The organism is Kangiella taiwanensis (assembly GCF_020005165.1).
GTDB lineage: Bacteria > Pseudomonadota > Gammaproteobacteria > Enterobacterales > Kangiellaceae > Kangiella > Kangiella taiwanensis.
In genome coordinates this window covers 168,575-190,126 of sequence record NZ_JAHCLT010000003.1, presented here as the reverse complement: position 1 = coordinate 190,126, position 21,552 = coordinate 168,575, and the positions used below count along the sequence as shown (strand labels likewise).

15 protein-coding genes are annotated in these 21,552 nt (G+C 43.4%); 12 read left to right on the top strand and 3 right to left on the bottom strand.

Annotation, left to right across the window (positions count from 1 at the left end; all coding sequences use genetic code 11):
* Positions 1-97 precede the first annotated feature (97 nt).
* The 11 genes from KFK88_RS10085 to KFK88_RS10035 all read left to right on the top strand — a co-directional run bounded on the left by KFK88_RS10085 (position 98) and on the right by KFK88_RS10035 (position 17,707).
* Positions 98-2,566 carry a S8 family peptidase gene (locus tag KFK88_RS10085; RefSeq protein ID WP_223579214.1) on the top strand — a complete coding sequence of 823 codons (2,469 nt, stop codon included), beginning with the start codon at positions 98-100 and terminating at the stop codon, positions 2,564-2,566.
* Between the two features lie 175 nt (positions 2,567-2,741).
* Positions 2,742-3,572: a DUF6689 family protein gene (locus KFK88_RS10080; RefSeq protein ID WP_223579212.1), complete on the top strand. Its 831-nt coding sequence runs from the start codon at positions 2,742-2,744 to the stop codon at positions 3,570-3,572.
* A gap of 16 nt (positions 3,573-3,588) precedes the next feature.
* Positions 3,589-4,488 (top strand): FHA domain-containing protein, encoded by a 900-nt coding sequence (locus KFK88_RS10075; RefSeq protein WP_223579211.1) that lies wholly within the window; start codon positions 3,589-3,591, stop codon positions 4,486-4,488.
* A 62-nt stretch (positions 4,489-4,550) separates the two neighbouring features.
* On the top strand, positions 4,551-7,967 hold the full coding sequence (locus KFK88_RS10070; RefSeq protein WP_223579210.1) for a serine/threonine-protein kinase: 3,417 nt from the start codon (positions 4,551-4,553) through the stop codon (positions 7,965-7,967).
* The gene (locus KFK88_RS10065; RefSeq protein WP_223579209.1) at positions 7,954-8,682 is read left to right on the top strand and encodes a sensor histidine kinase; all 729 of its coding nucleotides are present in this window, start codon (positions 7,954-7,956) and stop codon (positions 8,680-8,682) included. The genes KFK88_RS10070 and KFK88_RS10065 overlap by 14 nt, the downstream gene beginning before the upstream one ends.
* 2 nt (positions 8,683-8,684) lie before the next feature.
* A complete protein-coding gene (locus KFK88_RS10060; protein WP_223579207.1) occupies positions 8,685-9,320 on the top strand; it encodes a response regulator transcription factor in 636 nt (211 codons plus the stop codon).
* Between the two features lie 137 nt (positions 9,321-9,457).
* Complete coding sequence (locus KFK88_RS10055) at positions 9,458-11,932, top strand: S8 family serine peptidase (RefSeq protein WP_223579205.1); 2,475 nt, start codon at positions 9,458-9,460, stop codon at positions 11,930-11,932.
* A gap of 246 nt (positions 11,933-12,178) precedes the next feature.
* Positions 12,179-13,357 (top strand): acyl-CoA dehydrogenase, encoded by a 1,179-nt coding sequence (locus KFK88_RS10050; protein WP_223579203.1) that lies wholly within the window; start codon positions 12,179-12,181, stop codon positions 13,355-13,357.
* 191 nt (positions 13,358-13,548) lie between these two features.
* On the top strand, positions 13,549-15,735 hold the full coding sequence (locus tag KFK88_RS10045) for a carboxy terminal-processing peptidase (RefSeq protein WP_223579201.1): 2,187 nt from the start codon (positions 13,549-13,551) through the stop codon (positions 15,733-15,735).
* Between the two features lie 131 nt (positions 15,736-15,866).
* Positions 15,867-16,772 carry a mechanosensitive ion channel family protein gene (locus KFK88_RS10040; protein WP_223579199.1) on the top strand — a complete coding sequence of 302 codons (906 nt, stop codon included), beginning with the start codon at positions 15,867-15,869 and terminating at the stop codon, positions 16,770-16,772.
* Positions 16,772-17,707, top strand: a complete 936-nt coding sequence (locus KFK88_RS10035; RefSeq protein WP_223579196.1) for a zinc transporter ZntB — start codon at positions 16,772-16,774, stop codon at positions 17,705-17,707. Before KFK88_RS10040 ends, KFK88_RS10035 begins: the two co-directional genes overlap by 1 nt.
* Here the strand turns inward: KFK88_RS10035 and KFK88_RS10030 are convergent.
* Together KFK88_RS10030 and KFK88_RS10025 are read right to left on the bottom strand one after the other, a co-directional pair.
* Positions 17,704-18,447, bottom strand: coding sequence for a HesA/MoeB/ThiF family protein (locus KFK88_RS10030; protein WP_223579193.1), 744 nt, complete (start codon positions 18,445-18,447; stop codon positions 17,704-17,706). The genes KFK88_RS10035 and KFK88_RS10030 overlap by 4 nt on opposite strands.
* A 6-nt stretch (positions 18,448-18,453) precedes the next feature.
* On the bottom strand, positions 18,454-19,215 hold the full coding sequence (locus KFK88_RS10025) for a hypothetical protein (RefSeq protein ID WP_223579191.1): 762 nt from the start codon (positions 19,213-19,215) through the stop codon (positions 18,454-18,456).
* A 106-nt stretch (positions 19,216-19,321) separates the two neighbouring features.
* On the opposite strand from KFK88_RS10025, the gene purT reads away from it, so the two are divergent.
* A complete protein-coding gene (gene purT / locus KFK88_RS10020) occupies positions 19,322-20,503 on the top strand; it encodes a formate-dependent phosphoribosylglycinamide formyltransferase (protein ID WP_223579189.1) in 1,182 nt (393 codons plus the stop codon).
* Positions 20,504-20,516: 13 nt separating this feature from the next.
* Here purT and KFK88_RS10015 read toward each other — a convergent pair whose 3' ends face one another.
* Positions 20,517-21,428: a pirin family protein gene (locus KFK88_RS10015; RefSeq protein WP_223579187.1), complete on the bottom strand. Its 912-nt coding sequence runs from the start codon at positions 21,426-21,428 to the stop codon at positions 20,517-20,519.
* Positions 21,429-21,552: the final 124 nt, after the last annotated feature.

Genomic DNA, 21,552 nt, shown 5'->3' with positions numbered 1-21,552 from the left:
CATTCCAAATATATCTACATTCAGGTCAAATAAGTTCTGTTAATAACAAACATAAATAACGGTAATTAAACCGACAACTGAACTGGAGCTAGGTGCTATGAATAAATCTCTATCAAAATTGGCTTTATCTGCTGCGTTAGCAGGTTTTAGTCTTAATGCTGCGGCTGATGCTGTTATCGGCAGCCAGTTAAAGCAAGACCTTTTAAGTTTAAACCCTACCGATTCTGTTATGGCGGTTGTCACCTTTGACCAAATGGACAAGGTGGATAGCAATCAGATGCAACAACTATTAAACCTCGGCCTTAGTGAAGGTGTGCAGTTTCAGTCATTACCAGTGGTTGGTGTTAAAGCCACACCTGCACAAATTCAAACTATTAGCGAGCTGGACGGCGTACGCTCGGTATTCGCGAATAGAAGTCTGAGATACTACAATGCAGATTCTCGAATCATTACAGGTGTTGAGCGAGTCCAAAGTGATGAGTTTCGTGCTTTAAACGGTACAACCTTTACTGGTAAAGGCGTTACCGTGATGGTGAACGACTCTGGTATTGACGCAACGCTTGATGATTTAGAGTTCGGCACAAAAGTCGTTCAAAACGTACAGGCAATTACACATGCCCAAGCACTGACTCTTACCCCTGTTCGTGGAACATGGATAGAAGATCAGCTTAATACAGATTTGAATGTTGGCCACGGTACACACTGTGCAGGAACAGTAGCTGGTACAGGGGCTCATTCTGATGGTAAACATAAAGGCGCAGCACCTGATGCAGACTTAGTAGGTTACGGTTCTGGCGCAGGTTTATCGATCTTAGACGCACTAGGCGGCTATGACTATGCCTTGACGCATCTTTATGACTTTAATAGCCCGATCCGAATCATGAGTAATTCATGGGGTTCGAGCGGCAAGTACGAGCCAGACGGCCCGATTTCTGTGTCTTCTTACGTTGCTTACAAGCAAGGCTTATTATCTGTATTTGCTGCGGGTAATGACGGCCCTGGCGAAGATACTCACAACCCATACGCACAAATCCCATGGGGCATGTCTGTTGGCGCTGGTACTAAAAGTGGCACGTTAATTGATTTTTCATCACGCGGTAAAAAAGACGAGCAGGGTACTTTTACCATGCCAGACGGCACTGAGTGGACTTACCACAACAAAGTGTCAGTCGTTGCACCGGGTGTCGATATTATTTCATCTCGTGCTAAAACGAATGTTGTTTCTAATGGTGGCGCAGATGATGTTGACGCTATCGAGCCAGAATACCTACCGTACTACACCATGATTTCAGGCACTTCGATGGCGACACCTCACGTCGCTGGTATCGCTGCAGTGATGCTTGAAGCCAACCCAAACCTAACACCACTAGAAATTAAGCAACTGATCATGGAAACAGCGACCAATATGCCTGGTTTTGAAAAATGGGAAGTTGGTGGCGGTTATGTCAATGCTCACGCAGCTGTAGCAGCGGCACTGGATTATGATAGTGGCTACGATGTTACGGTAAACAACCTAAATGAGTTTAATGCTAACGCTATTCTAATCCCTGCCGACGAGCCGATTCCATTCAGTGTTAACTATATCCCTGTTGGAAACCCTGATGAATATGAATTCTACGTGGGCAAAGACGTAGCTTTTGTTTCAGCAGCAGCACAAAACCTAGCCAATACGACTAAACTAAAGTTAACGGCACCAGATGGTACTGAATATTTCGGTAACTTAACTACACCTGTGTTGAGTACGAATATGCGTGTTTCGGCGCCAGGTCAACAAGGTATCTGGAGTATTGAAGGCTATGGCTTGACGTCTTTGTCAGGTGTTGAAGCAGATCCTTTAGGTATCACTAATGGCCCAGGCGTTCCTGAAACGATTACCGGCAATATCACGCTCATTAAATCTGGCGGATACGATGGTCTCAATGATATCAATGGTCATCCTGCTCAAGGAGCTATCGAGTTCGCGGTTAGCGAGCGTTTAGTTGACGGTGATATCAATGGTAATTACCAGCCGGACGCTGATCTGACTAAAGCTGATTTAGCCCAGTACCTAGTGATGGGTGCAGCTGTGCGCCAATATAGAGACTTATTGAACGAACCTAGCGTCAACTTTGCAGATGTGTCTGGTGATGCGGCGGCGTTTGCTGAAGCGGTCAGTGCTCCAGCGGCAGCCTTGAAAGACGCACTACGTTCGCAAGATGCCGTCGTTCGTAGCTCAGGTAGTGATTTTGAGCCAAATGCGAGTGTGAACCGAGCTGAACTTGCTTACTCTTTAGTGCAGTCACTAGGACTACAGTCTGAAGCAGAGCAGTATGCAGACAGTGATATTACGGTTCAATACAATGGCCAAGCAGTTCCGGTGGTTGATCAAGCAAGCATCCCTGTTGAGCTCCGTGGACATGTTCAAGCTGCGCTTAATTTATCACTGCTGAGCGTGGAGTTTGATGTAGAGCAGGGGCCGTTTGACCTACAGCCAACACTTGTTGCACGCTTTAAGCCAAGTGATACAGTTTCACGCGGTGCTTATGCTGTAATTATTGCTAGAACTTACGATAGCTATTATCAATAAGTGTTTGATTCGAAAGGTAATTGCAGGGTGATTTCCCTGCTTTTGCCGTTAGTCCCATGTTAAGAATTTGTTGCAAAAAGAGTTAAATATAAGTATTTTGATGGCAAGCCCTTTATTACTTAAAGTAATGTTAGTTCAGTAAGAAAGGGCGTTTTTAGCTCACTGGAGGTATATAATGTCAAATTTCCTTAGCCGCTTGTCGGTTACCATTGCTGCGTGCTTTTTATGTGCAACTGTGCAGGGTTCGCCAGTTGAATTAACAGTCAATGGAGGGAATAAAATTGAAGCGGTAATCGAGCTTGCTGGTGGCATTGAAGCTGATTTCACCATCACATTCGAAGATGCTATTGGCTTAAATGAAAACAGCATCGGGTTAACCGCGGAAGTCATTGATATTACCGATTTGAGCATTTTGAACCGATTGCCATCAACTATTGACACTAACTTGCTTAGTGCTTTTCCGATGCTTATTACCGTTGAACCACCGTCGACACAAGGCTTGGCCTTTGAAGGTCTAGTAACGGTCGATATTCATACTCATAATTTAGAGTATACTGCAGGAACACCGTTAAGGTTGTTTAAAGCGCCTTTAGGCGGGCAGTTCCGAGATATCACTATGACCATGGGGTCGGGAAGTTACCGAGCAAGAGGTACAACGGGTAAGTTTTCTCAATTCCTCATCTTGGCAGACCTTCGATTACCAACGACTGTGGTTAACACCAAAATGAGTAATTTAAGCTCTACGCTTAGCAACTTTTCTTCTCAAATGTCTTCAGCAACTTACACTTCGCTTAATGCGAAGCTGACTGAAGTCCAACAATTAATTACTCAGCAGAACTATGTTCATGCCAGTAATAAGTTAAATGAATTTAAACAATTGGTAGAAGCAGCTAGAGGCATTGATATTCCTGATGTCTGGCGCTCAAGCCGCGATATTGACAATGTCGCAGGTGAGCTCATGGCACTAGCGAATACCCTTCGTTTTAGTTTGCGTTTAATCAATTAATTGAGGTTTTAAGGTTATGCCAGCCAGAATAACAGCGTGTTATCCTGATAAGCCGGCTAGGGAAAGCGTACTGTTCGAAGATTCTCACTATCAAGTCGGGAGAGACTTGGATTGTGAGGTTAGGCTTAATCACCCGAGCGTGTCACGCAAGCACGCCTTCGTTACCGCAAAAGGTGAACAGTGGTTTTTAAAAGATAGTCTAAGCGCAAATGGTGTCAAAATTAATGGGCAAAAAGTTGACGATCAGCAGCTCTCATCCAATGACATCATTTCATTGGGCGATATTGATTGCCTATTTGAGCTCAAATCTAAGCAACAATTAGAGGCTATTGATGCTCATAATCATTGGCGGATCCAGCAGTCTAGAAAATCTTACAACGAGTTGGCTCATCAGTCTTTATTAGAAGCACTCGATGAACAGTTATACTCATTACTTAACCTTACTGGTACTCAGCGCGGTTTAGTGATGCTTGGTAACTCGCCGGAGAATTTAACTGTTTGTGCTTCTAAAGGCATGACGCAGAAAGATTTCCATACGCGTTCGTTTGAAGGTAGTGTTGGTGCGATGCAAAAAGCACTTCAGCAGCGCAGCCCGGTACTTGCTATGGATGTCAAGTTAGAGCATGCACTAGCTTCTCGTGAAAGTATTCAACGCAAACAAATCGCTGCATTGGCATGTATTCCTTTGCTTTCAGGCAATAACCTGGTTGGTGTTGTTTATACTGACAGTAAAGAAGCCAATAAGGTTCTCACGGAACTTGATCTAGAGATTCTCAACTTAGTTTCTGAGCAAATTAAAATTAATTCTGAAGCTATTGTTTTACAAAACGAAATATCTGCTATATTAAGTGATATTCCAGAGCATATATTTGCAGAAAAACAACCAATTAAAGAGCAAATATTAGCAGTACACTAATAAGTTAGTGTTACTTTCTGAGCAAAACTTATTTTGGCTATTAGCCACAGGAGTGCAGATTAATGGGGCATGATGACTTAGATCCCGATACTAAGTCCGGTTCGTTAAAAGAAACCCAAGTTCTTTCCAAATTAGCGACCCTAGAGACCGGCTCGGTCTTAGTGGGTCGATTCAAAATACAATCAATTCAAGGTTGCGGACGTTTTGGTTGTGTCTATAAAGCGACTGATTTACAACTTGATACCACGGTTGCGATAAAAGTGTTGCACCAACACTTGCTTGACTCCACATCTTTGCGTGATTTTAAGAATGAAATTCTAACGTTAAGGCAACTGTCGCATCCTAATATTGTTCGTGTTCATGAGTATTATGAAGATAGCGACACTCATTTCATCACCATGGACTGGATCGAAGGACAAACGTTAAATGATTGGCTCAAAGAAAACTCTGTTGTAGCACTTCAAGATATTCAAAACTTTACCACGCAGCTCCTTTCTGCCCTCGAGGTTACTGAGTCAAAAGGTATCCGTCACAAAGACTTAAAGCCTGACAATATTCTGATTGATCACAATAACCAGTTATATATTGCTGATTTTGGGATTGCCAGCGCAATAGGTGACGAAGTGTCCAGCATCATTAGCGGAACACCATTGTACTCGCCACCTGAATATATTGAATCAGGTAAAGAGTCGGACAGCATTGATCTGTACGCTTTTGGGCTTATTCTTTATGAGCTAATTATTGGCAAGCCCCCTTATGAGGCACAAACGCAGGAAGAGCTATTAAAAGAAAAACAGCAACAACAAAAGGTGAAACTTCCCAAGACCTTTGCAACATATCAAAAGGTTATACAGCAATGTACAGCACCATTACCTTCCTCTCGACCTACTGATGTAAGGGGTATAAAGAACCTAATAGGCGAAAGCAGCAACCCTAGCAATAAACCACCATTTGTGTCTGTAGTTTCTGCTTTTGCGCTTGTACTGGCTGTTGTCATTGGTATCTATTGGTATACAGGCTCTGATCAAGCTGAAAATGGATCTCAAGAGAATAACGACTCGATGATTGCTGATGTAGCCAATGAAAACTCACTAGCGGTATTGCCCTTCGAGACTAAGGCTACTGCCTCTTGGTTAGTTGACGGCTTGCCGTCTTTACTCTCTGATGAGCTGTCGCAAATCCCTGAACTTAGGGTGGTTGGTCATGAGCGTTCGAGAAATACACTTGACCTGCTCGGTTATAAACAACCTCTGGACGATGCGAAATTGAAGGTTATTAGTGATTTAACACAGAGCTCCTATCTTTTAAATACGCAGGTAACCCCGATTGGTCCAAGCAAGTTCAAAGTCAATGTTAAGTTTTTGCAAGTGACTGGTAACAATGTCGTCAGTACCAGCATTCTAGAGTTTCAATCGAGCAAGGATGATCTAGCGCAAGAGTTAAGCGGTTTGGCTGCTGCCGTTAACAAGCAATTCGGCTTGAAGCCTATTGAGACATCTACCAGCCTCCCGGACAGCATCGACTTACAGCGTTTATCGGAGCTGGAGGTCTTGTTACAGAAAGGTGAGAAGCGACGTGCTAAAGCTGAGCTTGAATCACTGTTAGCCAACGCTCCGAGCTACAGCAAAGGCTGGTTGCAGTTGGGCCAAATTGAAGCTGAAAGTGGTGATATTTTAGCGGCTGAATCGGCTTTGCAAAAGGCTCTGGAAACCTCTGGCGAAAATTCATTGGTACATAAAAAAACCCAAGCAGAGCTGGAGTTGATAGCTGGCGATAATGAGGCTGCAATTGCGACTTACCAAGGAATACTAAAGCAGCTGCCTAATAACAATGAAATTCGATTCGATCTAGCACAGCTGTACACAGAACAACAGTTACTTGAAGACGCTAAGCAGGCTTTAACAGCCATCGTCGACAAAGATGAGAACCACCCCCTAGCTTGGTATGAGCTATCAAAAGTAGCTATTTGGCAAGGCAATACCCAAGAGGCAGTAGATAATTACTTAGTTAAAGCGCTTGTGACAGCGAAGAAACTTAAAAATGTACAGCTAGAAGGCGATGTGCTGAATGCCTTTGGCGTTGCGTATCATCGATTGGGTCAGCTCGAGATGGCATTGGATTATTACCAGCAGGGTCTTGTTAAGCGAGAAAAGGTGAATGATGCCCGTGGGGTAGTCACTAGTTTATCCAATCTGGCCTCAGTGTATGCAGTAAAAGGTCAGTATCAGCAAGCAGAAGACAGTCTGCTTAGAGCATTGGACGTTAATGAGTCGCGTAATGATGCTATCAAGCAGGCGGATCTATTTAACGAGCTTGGTGTTATTGCGGAAGAGCAGGGTGCTTACACAAAAGCCTTGGAACACTTCAGAGCGTCGTTAAGTATTCGCATGAAACTTGATGATGATTGGTTAAAAGCTGAAAGCTTAAACAATGTCGCCTATATATTCTTTCTCCTTTCAGATGAAGAGCAGGCGACGATCTACTGGGAACAAGCAAAAGCTTATTACGAAAAAGTCGATGACCCCGTGGGAGTGATTCGGGTCAATGAAAATATGGCTCAGCTTGAGCTCCAAAAAGGTAATTGGCAAGAAGCATATCAGATGTATCAGTCGGCCCTTGAGAAATCCGAAGAGTTGAACCTGACAGAAGAAACCATCGTTGCCAAAGCTTACTTAGCAAAAATTGCTTTTCTGCAAGGTAATTTTGAGCAGCCAATCTTAGAGTTAGAAACGATAAAGAGCGAGCTTAAAGAGCGACAAGACATACGTGGGCAAGTTGAGTTTGGGTTATGGATTGCTGACTGGTCGCTTTCCACAGGGGATTATGAGAACGTAAGAACCGTACTGTCAGAACTTGAGCCATTGGTTGGGCAGGAGAACAATCGATCCCAACAGTTTAGACTCGACACCTTAACCTCCCGCTTGGATCTCTATAGCATGAGTTCTGAGGAGAATGATATAAAGGTATTAGACTCGGAAGCACAGTTAAAGCAAGTGACTACGAAAGCGGCCTTGGAGCATCTAATCCACCAGTTAGAGACCCTCCTGTTGTCATCAAGTGAAAACGTTGATAAGGGTTCATTCAATCAAGCCATTCAACAGTTTGAGCAGTTTGATCTTGAGTTGCACCGTTACTACCTCATAAGAAAACTCATACTGTCCGGTTACTTTCATGCCCAAGCAAATGATGCAGATGCTTTAAAAACCACATTAGATCAGCTTGTCATGCTTAAAAGAGGTGTTGGAACCTATTGGCGTAATTATCAGATAGAGCGTTTGCAAAGTATTTATTACGGCATGATCAAAAATCCAGAAAAAGCAGAACAGCACGCCTTAGCAGCTGTGAAAAGCTTTACCGAATTAAAACAACAATTATCAGAACAACAACAGCAACATTTTATTTCATTGCAAGGACGTTTCTTTTCAAATGACGAGTCAAAACTCGATCGGTTTACGGAGTTAATCAATGACAAAGAGTGATGAAATAAGCAAAATGCTTGACGCGCTAAGTTTGAAGCAAAATCAAATAGCTGAAAACTTGGCTAGTGGAAATACTCAGATGCGCAGTTTAGCTAAGCGTGTTTGGCGCGTGCAGGAAGATGAGCGAAAGCATATCGCGCGTGAGCTACATGATGGAGTGGGGCAGTTGCTAACGGCCTTGATTAATCAGCTGGAATTGACTTGCAAGGGGAACGTTTCAGGAGAGGTTCAATCCACGTTACAAGACAGCCTGGAGTTAGCAAGACAGGCACTTAGCGATACTCGGAAAATCTCTCGATTGATGCGTCCCAGAATTTTGGATGACTTAGGTCTGGAACCTGCTTTGAACTGGTTAACACGCGTAATGCGAGAAGAAGAGAAGGCAGATATCACTTTAGAGACTCAACTGATGCGAGAGTTGGACGGTGAAACACAGACACTCGTGTTTCGGGTGGTACAAGAATCTATCACCAATGCGATTAAACACGCTGATGCTGATCATATAAAAGTCCAAGTTGTCGCTCAGCCGAGTTTGCTCATGGTCAAAGTCATTGATGATGGTGTAGGTATGGATACCGACAAGGCGCTTGGTCCTGATGGCTTTGGATTATCAGCAATGCAAGACAGAGTCGCTGCCTTTGGTGGGCAGTTGATGATTCAGTCGGCGCCAGGTGAGGGAAGTGAAATAAAGATGTTATTGATGGGGACAAATTGACGATGATTCGAGTATTGCTGGCTGACGATCATACGATATTACGACAAGGTTTAGTGAGTATCCTTGCAAAAGATGATGACTGCGTGGTCGTTGGGGAGGCTTCCAATGGAATTGAAGCAGTGGAAAAAGCATTTGAGTTGGAGCCACAAATTGCGGTTATTGATATTAGTATGCCAGAACTTAACGGCATGGAAGTGGTTAAACGCATTCACCAAAAATTGCCAGACTGCCGTATTTTAGTGCTTACCATGCATGAAGAAGAAGAATACGTTATCCACATGGTCAGAGCTGGGGCGTCCGGTTATTTGCTAAAAGACAGCGCCAGTGAGGAATTGATACAGGCAGTGAAAACCTTGGCCAGCGGTAAGAGTTACTTTAGTCAATATGCGGCTCAAGTCCTAGCAAACCAATATACACAACCTGAAAAGTGGAGCGACCCCTATAAAAACCTTACCAAGCGAGAAAGAGAGGTTTTCCATTTAGTTGTGGACGGTAAAACGACTAAAGAAATCGCCAAGATTTTAGACATTAGTGTGAAAACTGCTGAAAATCATCGTGGGAAGGTACTTGATAAGCTCAATGTTGCAAATTCTGCAGAATTAGTTAAGTACGCCGCACAGCATAAGCTATTGATTTAGAAAACAAAACTTCGCCCATCTGGACCTACCAGTCACTATAGGTAGTAACACATAATTTTCTAGGGGTTTTCCCCGATACCCACCATATCTTGTTTCAGGCATGCTCAATTAGGAATCACTAAATGGGTACATGAAACATGAAAAAAACATCAATTTTTAAATCTAAGCCATTGCACGCAGCAGTACTTGCAGCGGGGCTTGGTGTTAGTTCTTTAGGCTTGTCAGCAAAATCTTTAGGTCCTGAGTTAACTGAAATGCTTCCAACGGCGTCAGAAACTCAAGTATTCGAAGTCATCGTGACTTTCGAAGGTAACGGTCCAGCTTCGCCATTACAGTTAAACGCACTAGAACAGTTAGGCGTGACTTCAGGCGTCAGTCTACAAAACGTGCCAATCGTTGGTTTATTGGCGACTAAGTCTCAAATTGAAGCTATTTACGAGCGCGATGATGTTCGCTCGGTTTGGCACAACTCAGAACTGACTTATGACAACCAAGGTGCAACTCAGCTAACAGGCGTTGATCGCTTGCGTGCAGACAGAAGTTTGCGTAGCCAAGGCATGCCGTTCTCTGGTCGAGGCATTGGTGTTGTCGTCAATGACTCAGGTGTTGATGGTACTCACCCTGATCTAAAATACCCAAATCACGTTGTGCAAAACGTTCTCGCACAAACGAACTTACGCTCATTCAGCGATTTAGCACCTATTACTTACCAAGAAAACATTGCTAACACTGATATTGGTGGCGGTCATGGTACACACGTTGCTGGTACTATCGGTGGTAATGGCAGCATGTCGAGTGGCGAGCAAGAAGGTGTTGCTCCTGGCGCTAAAATCATCGGTTATGGTTCAGGTGCAGGTTTATTTATTTTAGATACGCTAGGCGGTTTTGACTACGCTCTAAGCCACCAGTTTGAATATAACATTCGTGTTATCTCTAACTCTTTTGGTAGCACTGGCGATGTAGGCTCTGACTTTAATCCAGACCATCCGACAAACGTCATCACTAAGAGATTAAGTGACAACGGCGTTATCGTGGTGTTCTCAGCAGGTAACTCAGGTAACGGCGAAGGTACTATTACGGGTAACTTCAAAAAAGCTCCATGGGTAGTAACTGTTGCGGCTGGCGATAAAGACGGCAACCTAGCAGACTTTAGTTCTCGTGGTGTGAAAGGTAAAGGTGGCACTGTAGAAATAGACGGTGAAACTTTTGAGTGGGTAGATCGCCCAACAATTACTGCTCCAGGCGTTGATATTGCTTCTGCACGAGCTTCTTTAGGTAGTACCTCGTGGTTAAGCATCGATAGCGATGTTGATTTGTTGCCACCTGCACAAGTTCCTTACTACACGCACTCAAGCGGTACTTCAATGTCAGCACCACATATTTCTGGCATCGTTGCTCTAATGCTTGAAGCTGACCCATCATTAAACTGGCGTGACGTGAAGCGTATCTTGCAAGATACAGCGACTAATATGCCAGGTCTTGAGCCATGGGAAGCTGGTGCGGGTTATGTAAACGCGTACGCAGCAGTGAAAGCGGTTCTTGATGAAAGCCAAGACTTTGGTCAAACACCAAAAGTTAATCGTGATTTTAATGCAGCGTCATTGACCTCACTAGCCCGTGATTTTCCTACCAGTGTTCCTTACGCTCCAGTAGGAGATAACCCAGGCACTCCATTCAATGTAGATGGTGATATCTCATTGGTTATGGCAAGTGCTCAAGTATCGGATAACACGGTTGCATTGACCTTAACAAGCCCTTCAGGCAAGCGTTACGGCTCAAGTATTGCATTGCCAGTACTGGGTGAAAACATCGCTGTAGTCGCTCCAGGCGAGCCAGGTGAGTGGGTTATTAGAGCCGGCGGTATCGGTTCTGTTTCAGGTGTTGCTCTAGACCCAGCTGGTGTTACGAATGGTTATGCAGCTCCAGATACTATCCAAGCTAATATCAAAATGATTCGTACTGATGGTTTCGTAGGTCTAGATGATGTCGTGGGGCATCCAGCCCAAGGTTTCATTGAGCACGCGGTAAGCGAGCAGCTTGTTGACGCTACAGCTAATGGCTTCAAACCCGACCGTTTGCTGACTCGTGCAGAGATGGCTGATTACCTAACGCTTGGCGCAGGTATTCGTCAATCAAATGACGCAGCTGACCAAACTTTCATTGACGTTAATGCAACTAGCTCAGCTAGCGTTAATGCGGTAACTCAGACTGGTAGCGCGTTAAAAGACCGCGAGCAAGTACAAGCTCCAGTGATGGCAGGTAGCGGTTCAACGTTTGACCCGACAGGTAAAGTAAGCAAGTTAGACGTTGCATACTCTTTGATGCAATCACTTGGCCTTGAAGGTGTTGACTCAAGCTACGACGGTAGCAACTTGACTGCTGCATTTGGTGACGAGCGTGTTTTTATCGCAGACCAAGACATGGTTCCAGAAGGCTTAAAGCATTACGTACAACACGCTATTGACCGTGGTGTGCTAGGTGTGAGCTTCAGTGTTGAGCAAGGACCGTTCGACTTAGAGCCAACGATTGTTGCGCACTTTGAGCCACAATCATTGATGTCACGTGCTGATTTCGCAGTAGCAATGAGTCGCTACTACTTATCACAAAACTAATGGCCTAGAGCTTAATCAGGTCGATAAAGCTCAGACGGTCATTACAAAGGATTAACGGTTTTAAATCTCCAGTGGGAGGCTTTATCCAGGGACGGACTTTTTATACCCCAGAGGCCAGCTTTCGAGCTGGCTTTTTCTTTCGTAACGCAAAATACATAAGTTCTCATCAGACCAGTGGTTATGGACTGGTGATATTTGCTAAGATTGCGTATATTCCAATCAACATTTATTAGAACTAAAACGAATATGTCAAAAGCCACACTAGAACATTGGGATGATATCCTGCTTCTTGATGATCAGTTAACTGAAGAAGAGCGACTGATCCGTGATACAGCCCGTGATTACTGCCAAAACAAACTTATGCCGCGTGTCTTAGAAGCGAATCGCCACGAGCATTTTCACCGTGAAATCATGAATGAACTTGGTGAGTTGGGTTTGCTGGGTTCTACTATTGACGGTTACGGCTGTGCTGGTGCTTCTTACGTTGCTTATGGGCTGGTTGCACGAGAAGTTGAGCGTGTTGATTCAGGCTATCGCTCAGCTCTGTCTGTGCAGTCGAGTTTGGTGATGCACCCAATCAATGAATACGGTACAGAAGCGCAAAAAGAAAAGTACCTACCTAAACTAGCAACTGGCGAGTGGGTCGGCTGCTTTGGTTTAACGGAACCAGATTCAGGCTCTGATCCAGCGAGTATGAAAACTCGCGCTAAAAAAGTTGAGGGTGGCTACTCTTTAACCGGCACAAAAATGTGGATCACGAACTCACCAATCGCTGATGTGTTTGTGGTGTGGGGCAAAGATGAAGCAGGCGACATCCGTGGATTTGTTCTTGAGAAGGGCATGGAAGGGCTGTCAGCACCTAAAATTGATGGCAAGTTCTCTTTGCGTGCTTCGACCACTGGCGAAATCGTGATGGACGATGTCTTCGTACCCGAAGAAAACATGTTCCCAGACGTTAAAGGTTTAAGAGGACCGTTTGGTTGCTTAAATCGTGCTCGCTACGGTATTGCTTGGGGTGCTATGGGTGCAGCAGAGTTTTGCTGGCACGCGGCACGCCAATATGGCTTAGAGCGTAAGCAGTTTAATAAGCCATTGGCAGCTATGCAGCTTTATCAAAAGAAACTGGCAGACATGCAAACGGAAATCACCATTGGCTTACAAGCTGCATTACGCGTCGGTCGCCTGATCGATGAGAAACGTTTTGCACCGGAAATGATCTCGCTCGTGAAGCGTAACTCATGTGGTAAGGCACTAGATATCGCGCGTATGTCACGTGACATGCACGGTGGTAATGGTATCTGCGACGAGTTCCATGTCATTCGACATGCTATGAATCTTGAGGCTGTAAACACCTATGAGGGTACGCATGATATTCATGCACTTATCCTTGGACGCTCTCAAACGGGGCTTCAAGCGTTCATGTAATCCAGTCAAAGAACGCTGAGAAGTGTTTGCTTTTTGAACAAAAAAGGGCTTTAGGGCCCTTTTTTTACATCAATACTCTGAGAATCACACTTTTTAACACTCTAATACTTGTATTTTACGTAAATTTACGCAACCTTAGAAAGGTACGACAGTCTATTCTTAAGACGCTTAAAACAAATAAAGGTTATTGAATGATAGATAAGAAATGGCTATTAGCGGTATTTACTCTGAGTATCTCCTTCACAGCTATAGCAGACTCTAGCGCTAGCAAGTCCCCTAAAAAGTTTGATAAGGAACTACACGAAGAGGTGTATTCCTTGCCAGCTCCTGCCAGCTTGAATATGGAGCCAGAGATAAAGTTTCGTGAAACCGGACGTTTAGTGGCTTTCTTGCTCATGCAGAGTCATTATTCTCATCCGAAATTTAATGATGAATTATCGCAAGAAACATTTAAGCAGCTTATCAAGACATTTGATCCCAACCGTTCTTACTTCTACCAGTCAGATATTGAGCAACTGGAGATTTACAAAGACAAATTTGATGATGCTTTAAGAACCGGCAAAATCGAAATTGCATATTCTTTTTTTGAAATATTCGAGCAACGATTTCGCGAACGCTATCAGTATGCACTAAAACTACTCGACAAGCCGTTAAATTTCGATAAAGACGAAGAGTTCGTTTATGACCGCACAGAAGCCGAGTGGGCGAAGAGTGAGGACGAGCTCAATGAAATTTGGCGCAAGCGTGTAAAAAATGACGCACTGAACCTGAAGCTGGCTGATCAAACTAACGAAGAGATTAAAGAAAAGTTAACCAGTCGCTACCGCTCAGCCATTAGACGTTTATCGCAATCTAAAAGCGAAGATGTTTTTGGCTACTTCATGAACGCCGTCAGCTCTGCGATTGATCCGCATACGACATACTACACTCCCCGTCGCTTTGAGAACTTTGCGATTAATATGAGCTTAAAGCTGCAGGGGATAGGCGCTGTCCTAACCCAAGAAGATCAGTTCACTAAAATTGTCTCTGTGGTCAATAAAGGACCTGCCCAAAAGTCCGGTCAAATCCACAAGAACGACAAGATTATCGGTGTCGGGCAGGGCGACAAAGGTGAGATGGTTGACGTTATAGGTTGGAGAAATGACGACGTCGTTGATTTGATTCGAGGCGAAGCAGGTACCGTTGTCCGTTTACAAATTATTCCTTACACAGAAGCTGGCGATGGTATGCCCAAAGTTGTCCGGATCGTTCGTGAAGAAATTAAGCTTGAAGATCAGGCTGCAAAATCCAATACCTTGGAAGTTGAACAAAACGGTGAAAAGTTTAATCTGGGCGTTATTGAGTTACCGTCATTTTACTCTGAAGCAGCGGCTCGTGATGGTGAGAAAAGTGAAGAAACCACGAGCACGACTCAGGATGTTGCACGATTAATTGGTGAGTTACAGAAAAAAGAATCGATTGATGGCTTGATTATTGACTTGAGAAACAACGGTGGCGGTTCTCTAACAGAAGTCGTTAACTTGGTAGGCTTGTTTATTGATAAAGGCCCTGTGGTGCAAGGACAAAGTAGCGGTGGTCAGCTTCGTGTGTTAGAAGATGAAGATGGCGTAACACTTTATGACGGCCCTTTAGCCGTAATGGTGAACGGGTCTAGTGCTTCAGCATCTGAAATTTTTGCAGGTGCAATTCAAGACTATGGGCGAGGCTTAGTCATAGGTGAAAATACGTTTGGTAAAGGTACGGTTCAGAGTATCGCCGATTTAAACCGTTATTTACGTAACCCAGAGTTGAATGTCGGCGCTCTAAAGTTAACCATCGAGAAGTACTACCGAGTTACTGGAGAAAGCACCCAAAACAAAGGTGTTGAACCTGATATTAAATTCCCAACGATTTTCGAAGCAGAAAAATATGGTGAAAGTTCTTACGACAATGCTCTAGCTTGGGATACGATTGATTCAGCCAGTTTTAAGCGTACAGGAGACTTAGCTGACTTCATGCCTTACTTACAGTATCGCCATGAAAAGCGCAAAGAGTCGAATGAAGAGTTTGCTTTCTTTGTCGATGATGTTGAGCGTGCTAAAGTTGAGCGTGATAACAAAGTCGTCTCGTTGAATTACGAAAAGCGTCTTGCTAAACAACAAAAGAATGACGAGTTACGCTTGCAGCGTGAAAACATCAAGCGCAAAATGCAAGGACTAGAGCCCTTGGCAGAGCTAGAAGAGGAAGAGGAGACTGCTGATACGGATGAAGAAAATGAAGACTCAAACGAGCCTGATGTGTTACTCAAAGAAGCAGCAAATATCTTAGCTGACTTGATAACAATCAAAACTAAACCTGAGTTGATTGCAGGTTTTGAGAAAAACGATAAAGACATATAGCATTTAGTAACGTCACAATATCAAAAGCCTTAACTTACAATAAGTTAAGGCTTTTTTTATATGTTTTTTTATTGTACAAGGATTTATTTATATCTTATGATTGTTGATAACGACCATCAGGCATATTGACTATGCAGGAATTACTCTCTAAACCACTGTTTTCCATTGGCGACAAGTTTGATGTCACCCTGTCACAGCTCTTGCTGGCAATTCTTTTTGTCATTATCGCGGCTTTGTTTAGTCATTACTTCTCAAGATTTATAACTAGAAAGATATTAGCCAAGTTTAAGTTAGCGGAAGATAACTTGGTCATACTAAAGCGACTGATATTCTTTATTTTGCTCGCAATTATTACCGTGACAGTGCTATCTTTTTTTAATGTTCCGTTGACTGCCTTTGCGTTCATGTCAGGCGCCGTAGCGATTGGCGTAGGTTTCGGGGCAAAAACAGTCATGGATAACTTTATCAGTGGCTGGATTTTGATGTCGGAACGTCCTGTTCGTATCAACGACATTGTTGAGTACGATGGTCACTTAGGTCGGGTGATAGAGGTGGGTAATCGTTCAACCATGATTCGACGAATTGATGGTGCTCATATGGTGGTTCCAAACAGTAGTTTACTTCAAGCTAACCTTATCAACTGGACATTAGTCGATCCCAATATCAGAACCTCAGTAAGAGTTGGTGTTGCTTATGGTAGTGACGTCGAAAAGGTCAAAGAAATTCTTGAGACAGTACTAAAGGAGCATGAATCTGTAATTGATGACCCTGCACCATCAGTTATCTTCGAAGACTTCGGTGACAGTGCTTTAATTTTTGATTTGTGGTTCTGGGCGAGTGTTGGAGCAGTTAGAGAGCTTAGGGTGATTCGGAGCGATATCCGCTTCAATATTAATAAGGCGTTCCAAGAAGCTGGAATTGTCATTGCATTTCCTCAGAGAGATTTGCACTTTAAATTCGATGAGAAGAGCAGTTTTCCAATAACAATTAGTGACCAGAGAAATTCAAGTAAACCACAAGATAAGGGTGAAGAATAATGGAGTATTTCGATATTTCTAACAAAGGCGGCTTTATCACTGAAACAGACGATGCGCCAAGAGCTTATCGTTGGTATAGAATGAATTACTCCGTTGAAGAAGACTGTAAGTGGCTTGATGAAAACCCCTTGTTGAATAATCTTTATAAAGAACAACTGCTCAAAATTGAAACAAGACCTATCGTTTACCAAGATGAAGAGTCTATTTTAATTTGTCTTCGTGGCGTTAATCTAAACCCTGATGCTGATCCGGAAGATATGATTTCGATACGGCTCTGGATTAACAACAATACAGTGATCACCAGTTGCAACCGTTCAAGTTTATCTTTGCAGGATATTATAAAAAACTTGCAGAACAACATTGGCCCTAAAACCCCAGGTGAGTTTTTAGCAGTACTCATAGAGCGTTTAGCCATTCGTATTGAAGATTTCTTTGAAAAGTTTGAAGAGCAGTTAGATGTTCAAGAGGAAAGCATTGAAACTGCTGATAGTCGAGGGCTGGGTACAGAGCTCGGTAACCTCAGACGTCAGGCAGCTACAGTGCGACGCTATCTCACTCCGCAAAAAGATGCGCTTGAAAAACTAAGCCGAACAGACAGCCCACTGCTAACCCCTGAGCTACTGGAAGAAATGAAGGATGACCGTGACAAAACTGCTCGATTACTCGAGGACCTCGAGCTTTCCAGAGAGCGCTCTATGGCACTTCAAGAGCAATTACTGGCTAAAATCGGATATGAGCAAAACAATCGACTGTATGTCTTAGCGATCATTTCAGCCATCTTCCTACCTTTAACGTTCCTTTCGGGGATGCTGGGTATGAATGTTGCTGGATTGCCAGGAACAGAAGATAGCAATGCTTTTTGGTTTGTATCTGGCCTATGCCTAGTCATAGCCATAGGTTTAATGCTGTGGTTTAAATTTAAGAAATGGTATTAACTACAGACACTACAATTAGGATCCTTGGGAACCTTAAATTTTTGAAATGTTGTTTTCAAACTTTCGTATTTCAGTAAAAAGCTGCCATTTGGTTGTTCTAGTTCAAGAATAAGCTTTAATGCTTCTGTGGCTTGCAAACTGCCCATAGTGCCTACTACCGGCGATAAAATTCCTTGATCTGTACAGTCACCTTCTGGCAAATCCATATTCGAGTACAAGCAGTGATAGCAGGCATCTTCTTGCTTACGATTAAACACAGCCAGTTGACCAGAAAAGGCCACGGCTGTTGCTGAGACAAGTGGTATTTGATTCGCTACTGACCATTCATTAATCAGAAATCGACTTTCAAAATTATCTGTACAGTCTAGCGCAAGAGTAAGATTTGATGAGTTAAACTGTCCCAAGACTTCTCGACTGGCTTTTTCTGAAATGGTGTTAACCTTAGTGTAGGGTGATAAGGATTCTATAGCAGCACGCGCAGACTCAGTTTTGGACTTGCCTACGGTGTTTGTTTGATGAATGATTTGTCTTTGCAAGTTTGACGTTTCGACTAAATCGTTATCGACGACAGTCATCTCACCGACCCCGGCCGCTGCTAAATACATAGCAGCAGGCGAACCAAGCCCCCCTAGGCCTATTATTAAGACATGACTGCTCTTAATAGCCTCCTGGCCCTGGATATCTATTTCTGGGAGGATGATGTGACGGCTAAATTGTAGTAGCTCAGATTGACTTAGCATATCTTGTTACTTGCACCGAATTGTTTTACTGGGCTTTGATGCGGCTTTCAACTGTTGTTTATACATTGCACGTTCCTTCAGCACTGCTTCGTATAACCCTTGTTGGCTCTTATCTTTTGATAAGCGCTCTATATTTCTCCTATTATCAAAAAACTTTAGGTAAAAGGATAATTGGTAATCGGTTAATTCATAACCAATGTCAGACAATAAATTAAGGTCCGGGAGTTCCGAAATGGGGATTTGTTCAAATATTGTATCTATAACACTCTCTGCTTCAGATTTATGACCAAGAAGTTGATGATAGTACGCTTGTATTAGATGAAAGTCTTCCCATACGGTCGTACGCGATAGATTAAGTTTTTCTGATACCAGTTGATAGAGCTTTAATTTTTGTCGAACTTGCTCGCAGGAGCCTGGTTGCTTAAATGAGCCCTGACTGCGTCTAACTAAGACATCTTTGTGAAAGGCGCTGATAAGCTTACTAGGCAAGATAGAACGTTTGTCTTCGGGTAACTGCGAAAGGCTGAAAAAAGTAGCCGCAGCAGCGGGGTTTTCATATTCAAAAGTCAGTTGAGTGATAATACTGGCGACATTCTGGTCATTCTCAAAACAGCTTTTACTGATCGATGAGGGGTTGTCTTTGAGAAGTCGCTCAATGTTTTTTGGGGATAGATTGCAGTCTACTTTGACTTGTTGACCTTTGGCTTGTTGACAAAGGGTTGTTAGTACAAAAACACTGGTAATAAGAAAAGCTTTAAGCATTGTCACGATATGACCTTTTCTAGTGGATGGGAATATTTAAGCATACTCCTAAACAAGTTGCACCTGTGATTATCCGCTGATAACCTTAAACAAAAATTTTATATGAAACACTATGTCTACAATCGGAACTCCTTACTCATCGTCCTCAAAAAAAGTCATGTTACTCGGCTCAGGAGAGCTTGGTAAAGAAGTCGCCATTGAGTTACAACGTTTTGGCGTAGAGGTTATTGCCGTCGATCGTTATGAGCATGCTCCAGCGATGCAGGTCGCCCATAAAAGCTTTGCCATTAACATGCTAGATGGTGCCGCATTAAGGCAACTGGTAGAGCAAGAACGTCCACACCTAATTGTTCCTGAAATTGAAGCTATCGCGACATCAACTTTGCTCGAGTTAGAGAAAGAAGGTTTCACTGTAATCCCAACCGCCAGAGCGACAAATCTGACAATGGACCGAGAAGGTATTCGACGCTTGGCTGCTGAAGAATTAGGCCTGAAAACGTCGCCTTATCAGTTCGCTGACACCTATAAAGAGTACCAAGCAGCAGTAAAAGCAGTCGGTATTCCGTGCGTTGTTAAACCTGTCATGAGCAGTTCCGGTAAGGGCCAGTCGACGATAAAATCAGAATCAGATATCGATAAAGCTTGGCAATACTCACAAGAAGGTGGTCGCTCGGGCGAGGGCAGAGTCATCGTTGAAGGGTTCGTGGATTTTGACTACGAAATCACACTATTAACGGTTCGTGCGGTTAATGGCACTCACTTCTGTGAACCAATTGGTCATACACAAGAAGACGGCGACTATCGTGAATCTTGGCAGCCACAGGCTATGTCGCCACAAGCCCTGCAGCAAGCTCAGTACATGGCAAAAGCCGTGACCAATGATTTGGGTGGGTTTGGACTTTTTGGTGTGGAAATTTTTATTAAGGGTGATGAAGCTATCTTCAGCGAAGTGTCGCCACGGCCTCATGACACAGGTTTAGTGACATTGGTGTCTCAAGACTTATCCGAGTTCGCATTACACGCTAGAGCTATACTAGGTTTACCTATTCCTGTTATTCGACAAAATGGTCCGTCTGCTTCAGCAGTTATTTTAGTTGAGGGCGAGTCGAATCAAGTAAGTTTTGGTAACCTTGAGGAGTCACTGTTGGAACCTGATACTCACCTTCGATTATTCGGAAAGCCTGAAGTTAAAGGAAAGCGTCGTATGGGTGTTGCACTAGCCAATGGCCTTGATGTTGAAAGCGCCAGGGCTAAAGCTCGTAACGTTTCAAAATCAGTTAAAGTTACGCTGTAAAACTTGCATAGTTTTAGGGGAGGGGGATAAACTCATCCTCATCCCCTGGAACCTTAGGAAAGCGCTCTGCTTTCCAGTCTTCTTTAGCTTCTTCAATTCGTTCTTTAGAGCTGGAAACAAAATTCCAATCAATATAGCGTTTGCCAAGGTTTTCGCCACCGATAATGGCTAATCGTGTGTTTTTCTGCGCAAGAACGCTTACATCTAGGGAAGTATTAATGACAGCCATAGAGTGCTCGTTGATGACGGTGTCATCTACCGTTACGCTGCCTTTTGCCACATATATCGCCAATTCTTGAACTTTTGGTAATGCTAAAGACTGCTCTGAAGCAAAATCAGCTTCCACATATAAGGTTTCAGCAAAGGTTTTGACCGGTGATGTTACGCCATAAGCTGTCCCCATCATAACTCTAAGTTGCACATCCTCATCAGTGACACATGGAATGTTTTCCGCAGGGTAGTGATGGAACTCCGGTTGCATTTCTTCTTTATCTTCAGGTAATGCTAGCCATAACTGTAGTGCGTGAAGGCTATGAGCCGTATTGCTTATTTCCGGACGCTCTCTTTCTGAGTGCACGATGCCTTTACCTGCAACCATCAAGTTGATATCCCCCGGTGTAATCGTTTGATAGCTACCCAATGAATCCCTATGCAGGATTTCTCCTTCAAACACGTAGGTTACAGTGGCGATACCTATGTGTGGGTGTGGGCGAACATTAATGCCTTGACCAGCTTCAAAACTAGCTGGGCCCATATGATCAAAAAACACCCACGGGCCTACTGCTTTTCTACCTACGGTGGGGAATAAACGCCTTACCGAAAAACCACCCAGATCTTTCTCTTTTGGCTCAATTAACTGCTCTATAGATGAGCAGGGTGTGTTAGTGCAGTCGTTATTTGGTTTTGATTTTAGTAAGTCACTCATGAGCATAAACCCTTTAATATTTATATCCAAATTACCAACTTTAGTGATTTTAAACAAATTATTGATTTAGATAGTTGGCATTACAAAGCGGTATAGTTGTTTACATTCTGAGCTTGTCAAAAAT